Here is a 19,249-nt window from a genome sequence, read left to right as displayed (position 1 = left end):
TCTTACCGGCTTGTCGGGTTGAAAGCGCATCTGAATACACGGCAACGGCTAATACGACATGAATTATAGCCGTAAGAAGTAAATAAAAAATGCCGATACCCGAAGTAAAAGAATGTTCGAAAATCATACAAATCTCCTTTTGTGATTCGCCACAACTATACCAATAAATATCTCTGCAGACTTAATGTTTTCAAGCATCGCACATTGGTCATCTTTAAGGTAAAATTGCTGGCATTGAAAGCCCATCGGCTTCTCCGTGGCTTCTCCGTAACTACAGGAATAACGCATGACACCCGATTGGGATGAACTCGAACTGGACGATGAACTCATCGACGTTCTACGAGCAGCTGACATTAACAAGCCCGCTAAAGTACAGCAAGCCGTAATTCCAGCGGCCCTTGAAGGGCACGACCTATTGGTTAATTCGCCGACGGGTACGGGTAAAACACTCGCCTTTCTGCTACCAGCTATTCAGCATTTGCTGGATTTCCCACGTCGGCACCCAGGGTCTGCACGCATCTTGATTTTAGCGCCAACGCGCGAATTAGCGCAGCAAATAGCAGAACAAGCCGATGCGTTTGGTGAAACAACCAACCTGAAAACGGTATTAATTACCGGCGGCGTTAATTACGGTTCACAGCATCAAGCTTTGCAAGCCAACCATGACATTGTGGTGGCGACGCCGGGCCGTTTGCTGGACCTTATTGGTGCTGATCAGTATGAGCTTGAAAGCGTTGAGTGGTTGGTGATTGACGAAGCCGATCGTATGCTCGACATGGGCTTCACCAGTGCCGTGAAACAGCTCGTTAACGAAGCACGCAACCTGAAGCAAACTTTGCTATTTTCTGCCACGTTAGACAGCACTGGGGTGCAACGTTTTTCTACGGAAATTCAAAAAGAACCGCAGCAAATTACCATCGACCCACCGAAGCGCGAGCGCGGTAAAATAGTCCAACGCTGGTATCAGGCCGATACCGCAGCGCACAAATTCAAGCTGCTTGAGCGAGTTCTGGGCGAATACAAAGGGCGCCGTATTATCTTTGTGCGCACCCGTGAGCGTGTTGAAGAGCTGGCCGGAAAACTGCAGTCTGCCGGCGTGAAAACGCTGACGTTACGTGGCGATATGCCACAGTCAGATCGCCAACGCATTATCGCGCGCATGGAAAAATTTGAAGACAGTACGTTGATTGCAACGGACGTTGCTGCGCGCGGTATTGATATTGACGATATTGAAGTGGTTATTAACTTTGATTTGCCGAAGCAGGCAGACGTTTACCTGCATCGCATTGGCCGCACCGCCCGCGCCGGTAAATCGGGCGTAGCTGTTGCCTTGGTGGAAGCGCATGATGCCGAACTACTTGGGCGGATTGAGCGTTACCAAAAGGTCAAAATGGAACGTCGTGTTATAGATGACTTACGCCCGCAGTATAAATTCCCTACGCCCGGCAAGTCGAAAAAGAAAAAAGCAAAGAAAAAGAAAGCTAAGTAGGCAACTACTTAGCTTTTTTCTTATGCTGAAAGCGCCAATAGGCGAATGCGTAATACGTTGCGGCGCCAGCCGCATCAGCAAGCAAATCACCTAAGCTTGCTTGCCGATAGGGCAATAAGTCTTGTGCCCACTCAATTGCCAAACCATATGACGTCAAAATAGCCAACGCTGCCCATATCGGGATTGGAAAGGCCCGATGAAATGTCAGGGCCAAAACAAAGAACGCACCGAAATGAACGACTTTATCTGCATGCTCAAATCGCGGTACTTGATTGCCCGAAATTTGCACTAGAAAAGCAACCGACAACCCTATCAGTACAATTAAAAATATAATTCGAGCAACATTTCTTGGCGTCATTTAGTATCCTTTTACGACTTGTTCGCCTTGCTTTCAGGCTGGAACACTGCAACGTTTTTGTACCCCTGCTCTTGCAAATACAGGGCCTGTAATTTACTCATTACCCCTTTGTCACAATACAACAAATAGGTTCTACTCGGATCAAGTTCAGCAAACGCCGTTGCCAATTTGAAAAAGGGGATATGGCGTACCTGAACATCCGAGTTTGGCGCGATAAAGGCTTTTCGCTCAACTTCATCGCTACTGCGAATATCGATAATTTCGCTGGTTGAACTGTCGATTGTACTAACCGAGTCAACTTTTTGAATCTGTTCTTCCGTAGCACTGCCAATTTGGCTGACTTCTTCAACGCGTGACTGCCGCACAACCTGTTCCAGTAAACCGGCGTCTAATGCAGCCTCAGCTTCAATCAACGCATCACGTTGCGCTTTCACTGTCGGCTTGTTGGAAATCACGCCACAGTATTCTGGCATACTTCGCGCAAAATCGGCGGTACCAATTTGTTGCGCAATGTTAATGATTTCCTGTTTATCCATAGTAATCAGCGGGCGCAGCACCAGCTTGTTGGTGGCCTCATCAATTACACTAAGGTTACTCAGCGTCTGGCTCGACACTTGACCTAGTGCTTCCCCTGTTACGATTGCCGCGGTGTGCAGTTTGTCAGCGACCATTTCGGCTGCCCGCAACATTTGGCGTTTTAATACCACGCCCATTAACCCGTTATCTATTTTGGTTAGAATTTCTTCCACCACAGGTGCGAAGTCGATGCTAATAAATTTAAGCGGATGTGAACTGGCGTATTGCTGCCACAGGTAATAAGCAGTTTGCCTGACACCCGTTTCGTGTTGTGCGCCGCCTAAGTTGAAAAAGCAAAAATGCACACGAGCACCGCGGCGAATCAGCTGAAAACTCGCGACACTTGAATCAAAGCCGCCCGAAAGCAGACTTAACACGGTTTCCTGGGTAGGCAGCGGGAAGCCACCTAAGCCCTGTTGTTTGTCACCGAATACACGAACAACGTCATTATCGATTTCAACACGTACCTCAACGTCTGGTCGGCTTAAGTTCACGCGGCTATTGGGGCAATGCTGCAAAATGGCGCCACCTAAGTAACGCTCTAAATCTATCGAGCGAAAAGGATGTGTCCCTTTTCGTTTTACCCGAACAGCGAAACTCTTGTTCGGCAAAGAGGACTGCCAACACTGCAATACTTCCGCCATAATTGGCTCAAAGTCGGTTGGGTCGCCGCTCGCATTTCCGTAAGGCAAAGGCAGCTCATGCGAACGGCTAAACCACGAGATACCCGGAATGCGTTGTAAGAGTTCGCTGATTTGTTCGGCGCCTTGCTGCTGATCGTGAGCAGCAACCACTTCGATTCTATCCCAACACCAGATAACCTTGGCGTCTACTTCGTTACGTCGCAAGATACTTTTCAGATTATTTACCAGTACCTTACCGTAGCGTTTACGAACGCCTTTACTTTTAATGGTGATTTCTGCGTGCAATCGAACTATAAATTTCATGATATTATTTACGGCCGTTTATGTTACTTCGTGTAAAAACGCGGCATTATACCTGATTTGACCGCACTGCGGAATCAAGGTAACTTGTGCGCCATATAACAGCACAGCCACTGGATTCACTAGCCTTATGAGCGATTTATCATTTGAACAAGCCATGCAACAACTTGAGCGTATTGTGGTTCAGCTTGAGCAAGGCGAACTGCCGTTAGAACAAGCGCTTGAACAGTTCGAGCAGGCCGTGAAATTGTCCCGCTTAAGCCAACAGAAATTGCAGCAAGCTGAACAGAAAGTCAGTCAGTTATTGCAACAACAAGGCGCGGAAACCCTTGCACCATTTCAGCCAACAGCTGAGGACGACGCGTGAACCAACGCGAACACCTGCAAGCCCTGCTGGATGAAACGCGGGAACAATTTAATCAACAGCTGACGCGTTTACTTGAGCAGCGTACTGCGCTGGCACCGCGCCTCAATGAGGCCATGCATTATGCTTTGGTGCTTGGCGGTAAGCGTGTGCGCCCTTTCTTAACGCTGCAGGTTGGTCGATTATGCGGTGCTAATAAACATAGCTTAGAACGGGCTGCGGCCGCCGTTGAATGCGTGCATGCGTACTCATTAATCCACGACGACCTACCCGCCATGGATAATGACAGCTTACGCCGCGGTCAACCAACGTGCCACATTGCATTTGACGAAGCTACGGCTGTTTTAGCTGGCGATGCGCTGCAAACCTTGGCTTTTGAATTGCTCAGTACCAACGACAAAGCCTTGGACACAACCCGCCAACTGGAAATGATTCATGTGCTTGCCGATGCCAGCGGTGACCGCGGCATGTGCGGTGGCCAGGCATTGGATTTAGCCGCAACAGGTATGCAACTGCCTGAGTCTGAGCTGGCTCAAATACACATTCATAAAACCGGTGCGTTAATTCGCGCCGCTGTGCAGCTCGGCGTTTTGGCGGGTCATTCAGAAGCCCAATCGTATCGCGCTCACTTTGATGCGTTCGCGCATTATCTGGGCTTGGCATTTCAGGTGCAGGACGACATTTTAGATGTTGTTGGCAATACCGCAGCGCTTGGAAAAACCCAAGGCAGCGACCTGAATGCCAACAAGGCAACCTATGTGAGCTTGCTTGGAATAGACGGCGCGAAGCAACGGTTACACGATTTACACCATAAAGCGCTTCATGCGCTGGGCAAAATTCCTTACAATACCCAGATATTGGAAGCATTCGCAGATCATCTGCTGAACCGGGATCATTAATACATGTCGTCACCTAGCAGTCACTCAACGTCTTCAGCAACTTTGTTGGACACTATCAACCTACCGGCAGACTTACGCTTACTTCATGAGCGTCAGCTACCGCAGGTATGTGCGGAAGTGCGTGAGTTTCTGCTTAATTCGGTTAGCCAGAGCAGCGGGCATTTAGCTTCGGGCTTAGGTACGGTGGAACTCACCGTGGCGCTGCATTATGTGTATTCAACCCCGCATGATCAATTGGTCTGGGATGTTGGCCACCAGGCGTATCCGCATAAAATACTGACTGGCCGCAAGAATCAGTTGCATAGCATTCGTCAGAAAGATGGGTTGCACCCGTTCCCATGGCGTGAAGAAAGCGAATACGACACACTAAGCGTTGGCCATTCCAGCACCTCAATAAGTGCAGCTTTAGGTATGGCGATTGCCGCGCAGCGCAACAACAGTCAGCAAAAAGTCGTTTCCATAATTGGTGATGGCGCGATTACTGCCGGTATGGCTTTTGAAGCACTCAATCATGCGGGTGATATTAAACCCGACATGTTAGTGATTCTTAATGACAACGACATGTCGATTTCGGAAAACGTTGGCGCACTGAATAATCACCTTGCTCGCGTTTTATCCGGCAAGGTTTACACCTCGATTCGCGAAGGTGGTAAAAAATTACTGCAAGGTATGCCCGGTATCTCGCATCTTGCCAGCCGTGCTGAAGAACATGTGAAAGGCATGGTTGCGCCCGGTACTATTTTTGAAGAACTTGGCTTCAACTACATTGGCCCAATTGATGGGCACGATGTGAACCTGCTGGTGGATACACTGCGTAATATGCGTAGCTTAAAAGGCCCGCAGTTTTTACATGTGGTTACCCGCAAAGGCAAAGGCTATGGGCCAGCTGAGAAAGACCCTATCGGTTATCACGGCGTGCCTAAATTTGACCCAAAACAAACATCGCTGCCGAGCAAGAAGCCGGGCACCCCGTCGTATTCCAAAGTGTTTGGCGATTGGCTGTGTGAAATGGCGGCAACGGATGGCAAACTCATGGCGGTTACGCCAGCCATGCGCGAAGGTTCCGGCATGGTCGAGTTTTCCCAAAAATATCCTGACCAGTATTTCGATGTAGCCATTGCTGAACAACATGCGGTTACCTTTGGGGCTGGCTTAGCCATTGGCGGTTACAACCCCGTTGTTGCTATCTATTCAACGTTCCTACAGCGTGGTTATGATCAATTGATTCATGACGTAGCGATACAAAACTTGCCGGTATTGTTCGCGATAGACCGTGCGGGCATTGTTGGTGCTGACGGGCCAACCCACCAAGGCGCATTTGATTTAAGTTACATGCGCTGCGTGCCTAACCTGGTGATTATGGCGCCTAGCGATGAAAACGAATGCCGCAACATGCTCTATACCGGGCACCTGCATCAAGGCCCTGCGGCTGTGCGCTACCCACGTGGTAACGGTATTGGCGTTACGATGGACGAGCACATGCAGCAACTGCCGATTGGCAAGGGCCGCATTGTGAAAAATGGGCAACGCGTGGCTATTTTAAATTTCGGTACCCTGCTTGAAGATGTTCAAACCTGCGCCGAAGCAATCAATGCCACGGTAGTCGATATGCGCTTCGTGAAGCCACTCGACACTGACTTAATTGATAGCGTTTGCGCTGAACATGAACTTATCGTAACGGTTGAAGAGAACGTAATTGCTGGTGGTGCTGGCAGTGCGGTAAGTGAGTATTTGGCATCGCAAGGGAAAGCTATGCAACTCTTGCACTTAGGTTTGCCAGACGCCTTTATTAAACACGGTAGCCAAGACGAGATTCGCCACGAACTGAAGCTTGACGCAGCGGGCTTAGAAGAACAAATTAAAGCCCGTATGAAGTAAGTGTAATACGGTGACGCTGGCCAATCCGGCCAGCAAGTCATCAACCATGATCCCCGCCCCACCTTTTAGGTTTTTATCACACCAGCCAATTGCGCCAGGTTTGTAGATATCGAAAAACCGAAAAAGCACGAACGCGCCAAGTACGTTGTACCAAGTAAATGGCAGTGCAAACATTGCAATCATATAGCCGGCAATTTCGTCCCAGACAATCGCGGGATGGTCGTGTACACCGAGCGCTTTTGCGGTATACCCGCAAATCCATAGCCCTGCCACTGCCGCTATGATTGTCACCAAAGCGTAGCCGACCAAATTCAAATACTGCATTGCGAATACGAGTGGAATGGCCGCTAATGTGCCGAAGGTGCCCGGTGCTTTTGGTGCCAGGCCACTACCAAACCCAAGCGCTAAACAGTGAACGGGGTGCAGCAATAAGCGTTTCATGGCTTATTCCGACTCAACGGCTGGAGAACTGAAATGTTCAAAGCCATGTGCGATTTCCGGTAATTCCCAAGGTTCATCGCCGTGCCGTAGCTGCAGCACTTCTACGTCACTGGTAATTCTGCCAATACAAACCGGTTTGCTGGGGCTGTGCGCGGTTACTGTATCAAATAGTCCACGTTGTGATTCTGGCACGGTAAATAACAATTCATAGTCATCGCCGCTGGTTAACGCATACATTAAAGCTTCTTCAGCCGAAAGGCTTTCCGTTAACGCCATCGACAATGGCAATTCATCCACGCTGATACGCGCGCCGACGTGGGAGGCTTTGAGCACATGCTTGATATCAGCCAACAAACCATCAGATACATCAATGGCGCTGCTGGCTATGCCGCGTAAAGACTGCCCTAGGGCAACCCGTGGTGAAGGGAAATAGAGCCGCTCTGTTAAGCGGCGTTGATAATCAGGATTAAGCTTACGGCGATGTTGACGAGCGGCTAACGCTAGGCCTGCATCACCTAAGGTGCCGCTTACATAAAGCCAGTCACCGGGCTTGGCCCCATCACGACGAACGGCTTTGCCGCGCGGAACAAAACCATGTGCTGTTACCGTAATCGATAACGGCCCCTGGGTGGTGTCACCGCCGATTAACTGACAGTTATAGTAGTCACAGATTTCCCGCAACCCATGCGCGAAGCCGGTTAGCCATTCTTGGTTAATTTGCGGCAAACTAATTGCCAGGCTAATCCATGCGGGCTCGGCACCCATGGCTGCCAGGTCGCTTAAGTTAATGGCGACAATCTTATGGCCAACAGCTCGGGCAGGCGTTTCCTCATCAAAGTGAACACCCTGCACCATGGTATCGGTTACGATAACCAAGTCAGAATTATCTGGAACTCGAGTAACAGCACCATCGTCGCCGATGCCTATTTCTACATCGTCTCGCTTGGGTAGGCGGTGCGTGAAATAGGTTTCAATGAGATCGAACTCACCAAAGGCCATATCGTTTCTCACCTACTGGCGAGCAGCGCGAAGGGAATCAATTGCTTTATCGAGCACACCATTTACAAAACGATGGCTGTCATCAGCACCGAACGCTTTTGCAAGCTCAATCGCTTCATTGATTGCGACCTTATAAGGAACGTCTAGCCGCTCACGTAATTCATAGGCGGCTAATCGCAATACCGCGCGCTCTACTTGATCGAGATCTTTCAGTGGGCGGTCTAAAAACGGTTCAAGCGACGCATCCAAAGTATTTGATTGACCGGCTACGCCTCGCACTAAGGCAAGGAAGTAATCCACATCAATTTTACTGGTGTCGTTATCGGTTAAAAACTGTGCTTCGATATCACTCATGCTATTTTGCGTTAATTGCCATGAGTAAATCGCCTGTACGGCAAGTTTTCTAGCCTTACGGCGTGCAGCTGGTTTCATTATCAACTCTCTTAAATTTGGCTCAGAACATTAACCATTTCGAGTGCGCTGAGTGCCGCCTCGGAGCCTTTATTGCCGGCTTTGGTACCGCTACGTTCAATGGCTTGCTCAATGCTGTCGGTGGTTATAATACCGAATGCAACGGGTACTTCGTGCTCAAGGGCAACGCGACCAAGGCCACTGTTACTCTCGCCAGCAACAAAATCAAAATGCGGCGTACCACCACGGATAACTGCGCCAACAGCGATAATCGCATCGTAGTTACCTGACTTCGCGAGCTTTTTCGCTGTCAGTGGAATTTCATAGGCACCAGGCACACGTACCACAGTGATATCATCACTATTTACTTGGCCATAATGCTTCAGCGTTGTTAAAGCGCCTTCTAACAGGCTATCAACCACAAAGTGGTTAAACCGAGAGACGACAATCGCAAATTTCTTACCTGGAGCGGCAATTCCGCCTTCAATAACTTTCATGGTTGAATCCTTTTCTTAAAATCGGCGCGATAATAGCACAAATTTGCCAATCAGGCATGTTCTGGATGTTTTCCGACCGCATGCGCTAGAGCGGCCTTAACGCGCAGCAATTCGGCGTCAATGTCGCCGCGGATCATCAGTGCTGGGGTGATTTCAATAACTTTACGGGAAAAGTCGAGTGCAATCGGTACTACGGGTACCTTCGCGGACTGGGCTATGTGTAAAAAACCTTTCTTCCATTCATCAACTTTCTTGCGGGTACCTTCTGGCGACAGCGCCAAAATAAGGTGTTCGCGCTGCTTAAATTGCGTAACCATTTGTTCCACCACACCACTAGCAGCACGTCGGTCGACTGGGATGCCGCCCAACCAGCGCAGTAACCCGTTAACTGGGAAACGAAATATTGTGTGCTTGCCTAAGAAACTTAAATTTAAACCTAACGCTAACATCGCAAACACACCGATGAAAAAGTCCCAGTTCGATGTATGAGGAGCAACCGGAATAATGGCTTTGCGTACCTGGGGTAGGTCACCTTCAACTTTCCAACCACCGAGTAAGAATAGGCCGGCACGCCCAAGCCAACGGCTAAAAGCGTTTCCCCGAAGCGGAAAGTCACCTTGAATTTCCGCAGGAATTTGAACTGATGACGCGTCTTTCATTACTGCATAAGAGCCTGTTGTATTGACTCAAGTTTCAGTTTGATACGGCGAATATTATCTGGGCCCGTACGTAACATTTGTTTCTGCGCAGCAGGCAATTCTTCTAAGGTAGGGTCCGCATAACGGTACATTACACTGTCGTCGTTCAATTCAATGACAGTGCCTACCGAAGGCGTTGCTAACAACGTGTCGATAGCTTCCAGTAACACATCGTTCGGATTCTGATCAGGGTAACCAATCTCCGCAAGCGCGTCGCTGATTAATGGCCGATAACGGCCCATCATCGTTACCAGAACTTCAGTGTCCAAGCTTACAAACCAGTCCACAATCGGGTTGTATCGGTCATAGCTACGCGGGTCAATATAGATTTTACCGTTCTGTTCCAGTACACGGAATTGAGCTTTCGGACCTTCGATAACAGCCTTCTCACGAATCACCATGCCTTGACGCAGGTTGTCCACAAACACCACTGCGTCACGGATTATCTGCTTGCTGACAATTGGAGCGATATCCTGCTCGGCTTCTTGCAGCTCAGCCAACACAACTTCTGTGCTTTCCGCTAACTTCGGTAGTGGCTTCGCTGGCTCTGGAGCTGGTTCAGGTTCTAATTCAACCGTTTCGCTAACTTCAGGTATTGGCTCGTCAATTTCAGGCTGTTCAGTCGGTTCAGGTTGTTGTTCAGGAGCTGGCTGAGAGACGGGTTCCGGTTGCTTAATTTCAGGCGCTGCTTGCTTATCTTGCTGCTGTGCTACCCAAAACACGACGACAATCGCAATTGCGATGACCACAATGGCGCTTAAGATTAGCTTACCTTTGTGCGTAGACGTCGCAGCTGGCTGCCCTTGCTCCTGCCCAAAATCTCTCATTGCATACCCCTTAACAGTGTTACTTTTGGTCGCGTTCAGCGCGATAAAATACCAACTCGCTTTCAGTAGACTCGTCCGCGTTAAAGCGATAACCACCGGCGTTAAATTGGCGCAGTTCAGCCACTGTTTTTGGTTGCTCAGTCATAATGTACCGAGTCATCATACCGCGTGCTTTTTTCGCCCAAAAACTAATCACTTTGAATTGACCGTTTTTCTCATCTTTGAATACCGGTGTAATAACACGCGCATTTAAGCGTTTCAGTTGCACACTGGAAAAATATTCCTGTGATGCCAAGTTGATGACGATATCAGACTTAATCGTATCTAAATCTTCATTCAACATGTCGGTGATTTCGTCACCCCAAAACTCATAAAGGTTACGCCCACGCGCAGTGTCTAACTTGGTACCCATTTCGAGACGGTATGGTTGCATCAAGTCCAATGGCCGTAATACACCATATAGACCCGACAATATGCGTAAATGTTCCTGAGCATATGAAATTGCATCTTCAGAAAGTTTTTCGGCGGCGAGACCTGAATAAACATCGCCGTCAAAAGCATAGATTGCAGGGCGAGCGTTGTTGGTCGTAAACGGAGTATGCCACTCGGTAAATCGAGCGGCATTTAATCCTGCCAATTTATCGCTAATCTTCATCAGCTCGCTGAGCTGCTGCGGAGATAAAGCCTGGCAACGATCCACCAGCTCTTGGGCCCGCTCCAACATACGCGGCTGACTGTGCTTGTCAGTCGGTAAAGGACTGTCGTAATCCAAATTTTTAGCAGGTGAAATGACTACCAGCATAATTATCTCCGTTTTATTCTTGCCGCGCCTGTTAAGGCATTGGTTCGAGGTCTTCGCCCTCTTTCTCTACTTCTGGTGGCATTAAGTCTTCACGGCTAACACCTAACGCTAAGGCGAGCGAACTGGCAATGTAAATTGATGAATACGTACCAATTACTACACCGAATAATAATGCTGTAGCGAAACCGTGAATTAACTGACCGCCTAATAAGAATAAAGCAGTTAATACCAGCACCGTTGTTAATGACGTGATCACTGTGCGGCTCATGGTATCGGTTAGTGCGCCATCGATGGTTTCTTCAGAAGTACCCTTGTGGTACTTACGGAAGTTTTCTCGAATTCGGTCACAGACCACCACGGTATCGTTTATCGAGTAACCAATTACAGCAAGTAAAGCTGCTAATACGGTAAGATCAAACTCTAAACCTAAAACGGAAAATAAACCCAGCGTGATAATAACGTCGTGCGCCAAGGCACCTACCGCGCCAAGCGCTAATCGCCATTCGAAGCGAATCGCAATATAAATGAGAATACAAATTAGAGCGGTCAACATGGCTAAACCGCCCTGTTCCGTTAATTCATCACCCACTTGCGGCCCAACGAATTCAATTCGGCGCATTTCCACTGCACCGTCACTTTCAGTGCGCAAAATGGATAGAATTTCGTTACCCAACTGCTGCGCTTTCACACCTTCTTGCGGTTCCACGCGAATCAACACGTCTTGTTGGGTACCAAAGTTCTGTACAACGGCACCACCGAAACCATTGGCATCTAGTGATTTACGAATCGCAGGTAAATCCGCTGATGTTTCATAACCCACTTCAATGACGGTACCGCCAGTGAAGTCTAAGCCCCAGTTCAGCTGATTAACGCTCAAGCTTACAATGGACGCGATTATCAATAGGCCACTGAATATCCATGCGCCAAAACGAAAGCGCATGAATGGAAGTGTTTTGTTTGCTTTAATTAACTCGTGCATAAATTCCCCTTATACCGACAACTTATCGATGCGTTTGCCACCCCAAACAGCGTTGATAACTGCACGGGTACCGACAATTGCGGTAAACATCGAGGTGATAATGCCGATTGCTAACGTTACGGCAAAGCCTTTCACTGGGCCGGTGCCGATAGCAAACAAGATAACTGCAACAATCAAGGTGGTTACGTTCGCGTCCATAATGGTTGAGAATGCACTGTCGTAACCATGATGTATCGCTTGCTGCGGGCTGCGTTTCGCTTTTATTTCTTCGCGTATTCGCTCAAATATAAGTACGTTAGCGTCGACCGCCATACCAACCGTAAGTACGATACCTGCCATACCCGGCAAGGTAAGCGTTGCACCTGGAATCATCGACATAACGCCAATAATCAGTACCAGGTTTGCAGTAAGCGCAAGGTTTGCCACCAAACCAAACTTTTTGTAGTAAACCATCATAAAGGCAACAACCAACAAGAAGCCCCAGATAATTGCCTGTGTGCCTAGCGCGATATTCTCTTTACCCAAACTTGGGCCCAAGGTGCGCTCTTCGACAATCTGAATTGGCGCAATCAACGCACCAGCACGCAATAACAACGCAAGGTTTTGCGCTTCTTGCTGTGAACTGATACCGGTAATACGGAAGTTACTGCCCAAGCGTGATTGAATGGTTGCAACGTTAATAACTTCGGCATGGCGTTCAAACACAATACGGTCGTTTTCGTCACGCTCACCAGTGGCCTTAAACTCGATAAATAAGGTTGCCATTGGCTTGCCGACGTTATCACGCGTGGCCAAAGACATTTTGTCGCCACCGGCGCCGTCTAAGGAAATACTGACTTGCGGGCGTTGATTTTCGTCGAAGCCTGAACTGGCGTTGACAATGTGGTCACCCGTAAGAATCACGTCTTCACGCAGTAAGGTGTTACCGCCGTTGCGATTTGGGAACAGCTCAGCACCAAAAGGCACGCGCCCCATCTCGGCGTCACGTAGGCTATTTTCGTTGTCAACCAGACGAAACTCCAGCGTTGCGGTCGCGCCAAGTATTTCTTTAGCGCGCGCAGTGTCTTGAACACCCGGAAGCTGCACCACGATGCGATCAGCACCTTGGCGCTGAACCACAGGTTCTGCAACACCCAGTTCATTCACACGGTTTCTTAAAATGATGACGTTTTGAGAAATCGCGTAGTCTTGAGTTTCTTTTAATTTCGCTTCAGTCATACGAAGACGCAGTGTTTGGCTGCCTTCTTCTTCGATGAGCGTATAACCTGGATAACGGTTATCTAAGTACTGCTCTGCCGCCGCATAGTCTTCACTGGTGCGCAGCTCAACCACCACATCACTGTCTTGACGACGAATGCTGGTAGAACGAATACGCTCTTCACGCAGTTCGGCGCGCACTGTGTCACGCATTTGATCTTGAATTTTGCGTGTGGCTTCTTGCATGTCCACTTCCATTAAGAAGTGAACACCACCACGTAAATCAAGGCCCAGCTTCATTGGCTCAGCACCAAGATCAGCAAGCCAATCCGGTGTGGCCGGCGCTAAGTTTAACGCCACAATGTAATCGGTGCCTAAATCACGCAAAATCTCGTCACGGGCCTGTAACTGCTCAACGTCAGAGTTAACACGCACCAAGATTTGATCATTCTCAAGCGTGACACCTTTCGGTTGTATTTCCAGCCGTTCCAAGGTTTGTTCAACAGTGCCTAGCGTATCGGTTGTAATCGAGGCATTTCGGCTGGCGGAAATTTGCACCGCATAGTCTTCACCGTAAATGTTCGGCAACGCATACAAGGCAGCCACCGCCAAAATAGCGATGACCATCAGGTTTTTCCAGAGCGGAAACTTATTTAACACGTTAAATCCTTATCTCATGTTACAGAGACTTCATCGTACCTTTTGGCAGTACTGCGGTAACTGCTGATTTTTGCACAGTTACTTCCATACCTTCAGCAACTGCAATCACCATAAAGTCTTTATCTTCAGCGATTTTAGTAATGCGGCCAACGAAACCACCGTTCATCAATACTTCATCACCTTTACCGATGTTTGAAATAAGTTCTTTGTGCGCTTTAACGCGTTTGGCTTGTGGACGGTAGATCATGAAATAAAAGATCAAACCGAACATAACCAACATGAAAATAAGTTCCATACCGCCGCCTTGAGGTGCGCCGGCTTCTTGTGCGTATGCTGTTGGAATTAAGAAATCCATGAATATCCCCTTTCTGTATTTTTAAGTTGTTGAGGTTAGAGATGGGGCTAAATGTAGTGCAAACAAGCCCAATTCTCTAATTTTTAATGAATGGCGGGCATTCTAACGAATTTCTGCTTAAATAGGGAGAAAATTGACGTACACTGAGTGTTCAGTGAGCGCAAATAATTGGAAGAACAACGATAATATGGACCTAGCGACGCTATTTTATTGGATTGACCATTTAGGTGTGGCCGTTTTTGCGGTTTCTGGCACCCTGTTGGCCTTTCGCAAGAACATGGACGGTTTCGGCGTGATTGTTCTTGCCACGGTAACCGCCATTGGCGGCGGCACCACGCGCGATCTCATTCTCGATATGCCGGTATTTTGGGTGTATGACCCCAACTATCTATACACCGTTGCTTTAGCCGCATTAGTCACTATTTTGTGGCTGCGCTACAAAGATTACATTCATCAAAAAACCTTACTTTTAGCCGATGCTGTGGGTGTTGGCTTCTTCACCGTCATGGGCGCGCTAAAGGCTTTAGAAGCAGGTTTTTCACCGTTAATCTGCATCATTATGGGCACGATGACGGCCTGTTTCGGCGGTATGCTTCGCGATGTACTCGCGCGCGATGTGCCCATGGTACTAAAAGGTGAGCTGTACGCCACAACGTGCCTGATAGGCGCTACCGTTTTTGTGTTTATTGCACCCTACTCGCAACTGCTCGCAATTGTGGTTGGCGGGGTAACAACCATTCTCATTCGGCTGGGCGCAATTCGTTGGCAATGGTCGCTCATTGTATTTCATGAGCACAACGACGGGCACCGTTAACCATGCTAAGTACTGGCGTTGCTATACTGCTTGCCATTGCCTATATCGCAATTCTATACAGCATCGCCTACCGCGGTGAACGTAAACCACCGAACCAAGTTAAACCCTACCGTTACGCACTAGCCCAAGGCATTCACTGCACCACCTGGGCGTTCTACGGCACCATTACACAATCTGCCCACTACGGCTGGTCAGTAGCGCCAACCTATGTTGGTGCCATGCTGGTGTTTCTGTTTGCGCACCGTATTCAGATGCGTTTGCTGCACGTGTGTAAGCAACAAAACCTTACCTCAATTGCCGATGTTATCAGCCACCGATATGGCAAATCGCCGACACTTGCCTTGGCGGTGGCGCTTATCGCCCTTATCGGTATTGTGCCCTATATTGCGCTGCAATTACGCGCGGTAACCGGAAGTTTTGCAGCTGTAACCGGCTTAGCCGACAAACCGCTCCCGTGGTTTGGTGATATTGCCGCTCTCGTTGCGCTGGCCATGATGATGTTCGCAATTTTATTTGGTACGCGCCGCATGAGCCTTGCTGAGCAACACTCGGGACTTATGGATGCTGTCGCATTTGAGTCCGTGGTGAAGTTACTGGCGTTTATGGGTGTGGGTATCTACGTAAGTTATTCGTTATTTGATGGCGTTGCCGATGTGTTCTTGCAGGCCGCTCAGTCAGCACAAGTCAGTTCTGTATTGGAAGGTCAGCCAAGCGGTGGGTTCGTTTATTTAACCCATATTTTATTGGGCGGCATTTCAATGTTTTGCCTACCGCGGCAATTTCATGTCAGTTACATTGAAAATACTGACCCAGAAGAGCTCAGGACCGCACGATGGGCTTTTCCGCTGTACTTGTTCGCGATTAATTTGTTTATCTTACCCATCGCACTTGCGGGTTTACTGATGGTTCCGGAAGCCGCTCAGTCCGACACCTTTATGATTTCGGTATTATTGCAAGCCGATACCCCATGGATAACCACAGTTGCGTTCATTGGCGGCTTAGCGTCCGCCACAAGTATGGTTATTATCGCAACCCTGGCACTCAGTATTATGATGTCTAACGACGTGGTGATGCCGTTTTGGTTGCGTGCAACCAAGCGCAAACTGCGTAATGTTACCTTCACCCCGAAACGTATATTACGCATTCGCCGCACCACCATCGCGGTTATTATCTTGCTGGCGTTTGGCTTTCACAAACTCACCGAAGCAAATTTACCCTTAGTCAACGCTGGCCTATTGTCTTTGGCGTTGCTGGCACAACTTGCGCCAGCACTGCTTGGTGGCTTGGTTTGGCAACGTGGTAACAAAGCTGGCGCCAGTATTGGCATAGCGGTTGGTACCGCCATGTGGTTATGGTTGCTATTTATCCCGTCTATCCAATTGAACCGCGGTTTGTCTGACGTTGACTTAAGCTCAGGGGTACTCGCCAGCTTAGGTGCCAATCTCGTTATCTACATCGTGTTTTCTTGGCTCATCAAGGCCAACTCTGTTGAGCAACAGCAGCACCGTTTGTTTACTGACCCAACCGGTGGCCACCCAGAGCTGTATCAACATCAAGCGATTTCGTGGGGTCGGTTGCGCCAGTTGTTAGCGCGTTTTTTTGACTCTATTGAACTGGAACGTCTCAGTGAGCGGTTAAACCATGACTTAACCACCGCCCCAGCCGATGAATTGGTGCCGGGAACTCTTTTGGCACGTATAGAGCGTGAACTTTCTGCAGTCATAGGTAGTGCCGCCAGCCGCATCTTACTTGATACGGTAACGCAGCAACCGACTGTGCCCATTGCGCAAGTTGTAACCTGGGCCACCGAAGCGTCGCAGCTTTATAAGTTCAACCGCGAACTGCTGCAAGCGTCGGTTGAGAACATCCCGCAAGGTATTAGTGTTATTGATCAAGACTTACGGTTAGTGGCATGGAATCACCGTTATGTTGAAGTATTTCAATATCCGCCCGGATTCTTGCAAGCAGGCATGCCGGTCGCCGACTTGCTTCGCTACAATGCGAAGCGCGGCTTAATTAATGCTGACGCGAATTCTGATCTTGATGATGAAGTTGACAAGCGCATCAATTATTTACGCCAAGGCAGTGCCTACCGCTACCAGCGCCAGCAAGGCGATCATGTCATTGAACTGCAAGGCGCACCGATGCCGGGTGGTGGTTTTGTGACAACCTATACCGATATCACTGAATTGGTACAGGCTCAACGTGCGCTTGAAAAAGTGAACATTGAGCTGGAACAACGCGTTGCCGATAGAACCGCGCAGTTATTGGAAGCAAAACAAGCCGAAGAGCGCGCTCACCAAAGTAAATCGCGCTTTTTCGCGGCGGTAAGTCACGACTTAATGCAGCCCTTTAACGCTGCAACCCTATTTTGCGATATGTTGGCCCAACGGCTAACTGACGAGCCCGCGCAACTTGCCCGGCAAATACAGCAGTCGCTGCACAATGCGGAAGAATTGCTAACCATGCTACTGGAAATGACGCGCCTGGAAGCCGGAAACCTTCCGGTTAATCAGCAGTTGGTTGCATTGCATGACATTATTCAACCCTTGGTGGACAGCCAGCAGGTTATTGCTGCAGATAAAGCCATTCAAGTACGCTATGTACCAACCCGCGCGCAACTCACCACCGACCGCAAAATGATCAGCCGCATTGTGCAAAATCTGCTGTCGAATGCTGTGCGTTACACCGACCAGGGTAAAATTTTAATCGGCGCAAAACGCCGGGAAAACTCGCTTCAGCTTAAAGTTATCGATACCGGACGCGGCATACCTAATGATCAACGCAATAAAATTTTCAAAGAGTTTCATCAGGTTAATCAAAGTGGCGATAACCCCGGCTTAGGTCTTGGCCTCGCCATTGTGGAGCGCATGTGCCGGCTGTTGGATATTCCTTTATCGCTTGAATCTCAAGTTGAGCGCGGCACCGTGTTCACACTTACTTTTCATAACGTTACTTGGCAACGCCAATTATCGCGCACCCGAGCAAACGCCCCGGCGGCTTCTGAGATGTTCTTACAAGATATTCGCGTGTGGCTGCTCGACAATGACGCTAGCGTATTACAAGCGATGGCGCAGTTGTTTGAAAGTTGGGGAGCAACGGTTGCTACTGCAGCGAACCGAGACCAACTGCCGTGGAATTCGGCGCAACCAGATTTGCTGGTGTTTGATTACCATCTTGATAATAACGATACGGGCATTAACGTATTGCATGCGGTGCGCGAACATTTCGGCGATTGGCAGCTACCCGCAATAATCAATTCAGCCGACCCTGACGAGAACGTGCGCGAGCAAGTGATTGCCAACCACGCGTCATTCACGCCAAAACCCATTAAAACCGCAGCTCTGAAACGGCTTATTAAACGTCTGCTTCGGCGTTAAACCCTGACGAATTAAGCATTTGTTTAAAGATAATCCCGGCTTGAGTGCGGTTGATTACATTCAATTTACGCAAAATAGCCGAGACATGCTGCTTGATGGTGGTTTCTTGAACATTCAGTTCATGCGCAATTTGCTTGTTGAGCAAACCGTCTGCCAAGCATTCTAAAACGCGAAACTGTTGCGGGGTAAGCTGTTCCAATCGCTGTGCGAAATCAACATATTCTGTGGGCGACTCTGCGTCGACTGCATCACGCAAATATTCGGGTAACCAAGTGTCCCCCGCCAGCACGCTATGCACGGCCTGTTGCAATTCAACCAGTGGCATCGACTTAGGAATGTATGCGCTTGCCCCGAAAGCCATTGCTTGGCGAATTGTAGGAACCTGCTCATTCGCGGAGACAATCACAACGAGAATATCTGGATAGCGACTACGCAGTGACGTTAGACCGGTCAGCCCCTTGTTGCCAGGCATGGTTAAGTCCAGTAACACCAGTTCAATCTGTGGGTGTGCGTGAATTAATTCTAATAATTGCTCAAATGAGGCAGCTTCAAGAATAGGAGCATCCAGCGTTTCTGCTAGTGCTTGTTTTAGTGCAGCTCGAAATAATGGATGATCATCAGCGATAATTGCACGCGCCATGCCTGAACCTGATTGAATGGAAACTGAAGTGGTCATGCTAG

The 19,249-nt window shown here is 48.8% G+C and carries 19 protein-coding genes; 6 read left to right on the top strand and 13 right to left on the bottom strand.

Translation table 11 applies throughout. The features are described from left to right. Positions 1 to 286: 286 nt before the first annotated feature. Positions 287 to 1,489 (top strand): ATP-dependent RNA helicase SrmB, encoded by a 1,203-nt coding sequence (gene srmB / locus ACN0UN_RS10045; protein WP_417659860.1) that lies wholly within the window; start codon positions 287 to 289, stop codon positions 1,487 to 1,489. 4 nt (positions 1,490 to 1,493) lie between these two features. Here srmB and ACN0UN_RS10040 read toward each other — a convergent pair whose 3' ends face one another. Next, entirely contained in the window at positions 1,494 to 1,847 is a 354-nt protein-coding gene (locus ACN0UN_RS10040; RefSeq protein ID WP_417659859.1) for a VanZ family protein, read from the bottom strand. 11 nt (positions 1,848 to 1,858) lie between these two features. Then, positions 1,859 to 3,370 carry a tRNA uracil 4-sulfurtransferase ThiI gene (gene thiI, locus ACN0UN_RS10035; protein WP_417659858.1) on the bottom strand — a complete coding sequence of 504 codons (1,512 nt, stop codon included), beginning with the start codon at positions 3,368 to 3,370 and terminating at the stop codon, positions 1,859 to 1,861. A gap of 127 nt (positions 3,371 to 3,497) precedes the next feature. On the opposite strand from thiI, the gene ACN0UN_RS10030 reads away from it, so the two are divergent. From ACN0UN_RS10030 to dxs, 3 genes are read left to right on the top strand one after another with little or no spacing between them, the layout of a single operon-like run. Further along, complete coding sequence (locus ACN0UN_RS10030; RefSeq protein ID WP_417659857.1) at positions 3,498 to 3,734, top strand: exodeoxyribonuclease VII small subunit; 237 nt, start codon at positions 3,498 to 3,500, stop codon at positions 3,732 to 3,734. A 23-nt stretch (positions 3,735 to 3,757) separates the two neighbouring features. Beyond that, positions 3,758 to 4,630 carry a (2E,6E)-farnesyl diphosphate synthase gene (ispA, locus tag ACN0UN_RS10025; protein ID WP_417659867.1) on the top strand — a complete coding sequence of 291 codons (873 nt, stop codon included), beginning with the start codon at positions 3,758 to 3,760 and terminating at the stop codon, positions 4,628 to 4,630. Positions 4,631 to 4,633: 3 nt separating this feature from the next. After that, positions 4,634 to 6,508: a 1-deoxy-D-xylulose-5-phosphate synthase gene (gene dxs / locus ACN0UN_RS10020; protein WP_417659856.1), complete on the top strand. Its 1,875-nt coding sequence runs from the start codon at positions 4,634 to 4,636 to the stop codon at positions 6,506 to 6,508. Here dxs and ACN0UN_RS10015 read toward each other — a convergent pair. Genes ACN0UN_RS10015 through yajC form a run of 10 tightly spaced genes read right to left on the bottom strand, consistent with a single transcriptional unit; the run spans position 6,476 to position 14,374 of the window. Further along, the gene (locus ACN0UN_RS10015) at positions 6,476 to 6,949 is read right to left on the bottom strand and encodes a phosphatidylglycerophosphatase A (RefSeq protein ID WP_417659855.1); all 474 of its coding nucleotides are present in this window, start codon (positions 6,947 to 6,949) and stop codon (positions 6,476 to 6,478) included. The genes dxs and ACN0UN_RS10015 overlap by 33 nt on opposite strands. Positions 6,950 to 6,952: 3 nt before the next feature. Continuing rightward, positions 6,953 to 7,948: a thiamine-phosphate kinase gene (thiL, locus tag ACN0UN_RS10010; protein ID WP_417659854.1), complete on the bottom strand. Its 996-nt coding sequence runs from the start codon at positions 7,946 to 7,948 to the stop codon at positions 6,953 to 6,955. A gap of 12 nt (positions 7,949 to 7,960) precedes the next feature. Next, positions 7,961 to 8,380: a transcription antitermination factor NusB gene (gene nusB / locus ACN0UN_RS10005; RefSeq protein WP_128352981.1), complete on the bottom strand. Its 420-nt coding sequence runs from the start codon at positions 8,378 to 8,380 to the stop codon at positions 7,961 to 7,963. 11 nt (positions 8,381 to 8,391) lie between these two features. Beyond that, positions 8,392 to 8,856 (bottom strand): 6,7-dimethyl-8-ribityllumazine synthase, encoded by a 465-nt coding sequence (gene ribE / locus ACN0UN_RS10000; RefSeq protein ID WP_128352982.1) that lies wholly within the window; start codon positions 8,854 to 8,856, stop codon positions 8,392 to 8,394. Positions 8,857 to 8,906: 50 nt separating this feature from the next. Then, positions 8,907 to 9,515: a lysophospholipid acyltransferase family protein gene (locus ACN0UN_RS09995; protein ID WP_417659853.1), complete on the bottom strand. Its 609-nt coding sequence runs from the start codon at positions 9,513 to 9,515 to the stop codon at positions 8,907 to 8,909. Then, positions 9,515 to 10,381, bottom strand: a complete 867-nt coding sequence (locus tag ACN0UN_RS09990) for a DUF3014 domain-containing protein (RefSeq protein ID WP_417659852.1) — start codon at positions 10,379 to 10,381, stop codon at positions 9,515 to 9,517. The genes ACN0UN_RS09995 and ACN0UN_RS09990 overlap by 1 nt, the downstream gene beginning before the upstream one ends. Positions 10,382 to 10,400: 19 nt before the next feature. Further along, entirely contained in the window at positions 10,401 to 11,183 is a 783-nt protein-coding gene (yaaA, locus tag ACN0UN_RS09985; RefSeq protein WP_417659851.1) for a peroxide stress protein YaaA, read from the bottom strand. 31 nt (positions 11,184 to 11,214) lie between these two features. Then, positions 11,215 to 12,162, bottom strand: coding sequence for a protein translocase subunit SecF (gene secF / locus ACN0UN_RS09980; RefSeq protein ID WP_417659850.1), 948 nt, complete (start codon positions 12,160 to 12,162; stop codon positions 11,215 to 11,217). 9 nt (positions 12,163 to 12,171) lie between these two features. Continuing rightward, on the bottom strand, positions 12,172 to 14,019 hold the full coding sequence (gene secD, locus ACN0UN_RS09975; RefSeq protein WP_417659849.1) for a protein translocase subunit SecD: 1,848 nt from the start codon (positions 14,017 to 14,019) through the stop codon (positions 12,172 to 12,174). Positions 14,020 to 14,038: 19 nt separating this feature from the next. Continuing rightward, entirely contained in the window at positions 14,039 to 14,374 is a 336-nt protein-coding gene (yajC, locus tag ACN0UN_RS09970; protein ID WP_339878427.1) for a preprotein translocase subunit YajC, read from the bottom strand. A gap of 187 nt (positions 14,375 to 14,561) precedes the next feature. On the opposite strand from yajC, the gene ACN0UN_RS09965 reads away from it, so the two are divergent. Both ACN0UN_RS09965 and ACN0UN_RS09960 read left to right on the top strand, forming a co-directional pair. Next, the gene (locus ACN0UN_RS09965) at positions 14,562 to 15,188 is read left to right on the top strand and encodes a trimeric intracellular cation channel family protein (protein ID WP_128352989.1); all 627 of its coding nucleotides are present in this window, start codon (positions 14,562 to 14,564) and stop codon (positions 15,186 to 15,188) included. 2 nt (positions 15,189 to 15,190) lie between these two features. Next, positions 15,191 to 18,568, top strand: a complete 3,378-nt coding sequence (locus ACN0UN_RS09960) for a PAS-domain containing protein (protein WP_417659848.1) — start codon at positions 15,191 to 15,193, stop codon at positions 18,566 to 18,568. Here the strand turns inward: ACN0UN_RS09960 and ACN0UN_RS09955 are convergent. After that, a complete protein-coding gene (locus tag ACN0UN_RS09955) occupies positions 18,546 to 19,244 on the bottom strand; it encodes a response regulator (RefSeq protein WP_417659847.1) in 699 nt (232 codons plus the stop codon). The genes ACN0UN_RS09960 and ACN0UN_RS09955 overlap by 23 nt on opposite strands. Positions 19,245 to 19,249 lie beyond the last annotated feature (5 nt).

The sequence above is a fragment of the Pseudidiomarina sp. genome, assembly GCF_048267825.1.
Lineage (GTDB): Bacteria > Pseudomonadota > Gammaproteobacteria > Enterobacterales > Alteromonadaceae > Pseudidiomarina.
This window is presented reverse-complemented; position numbering and strand designations above follow the sequence as displayed.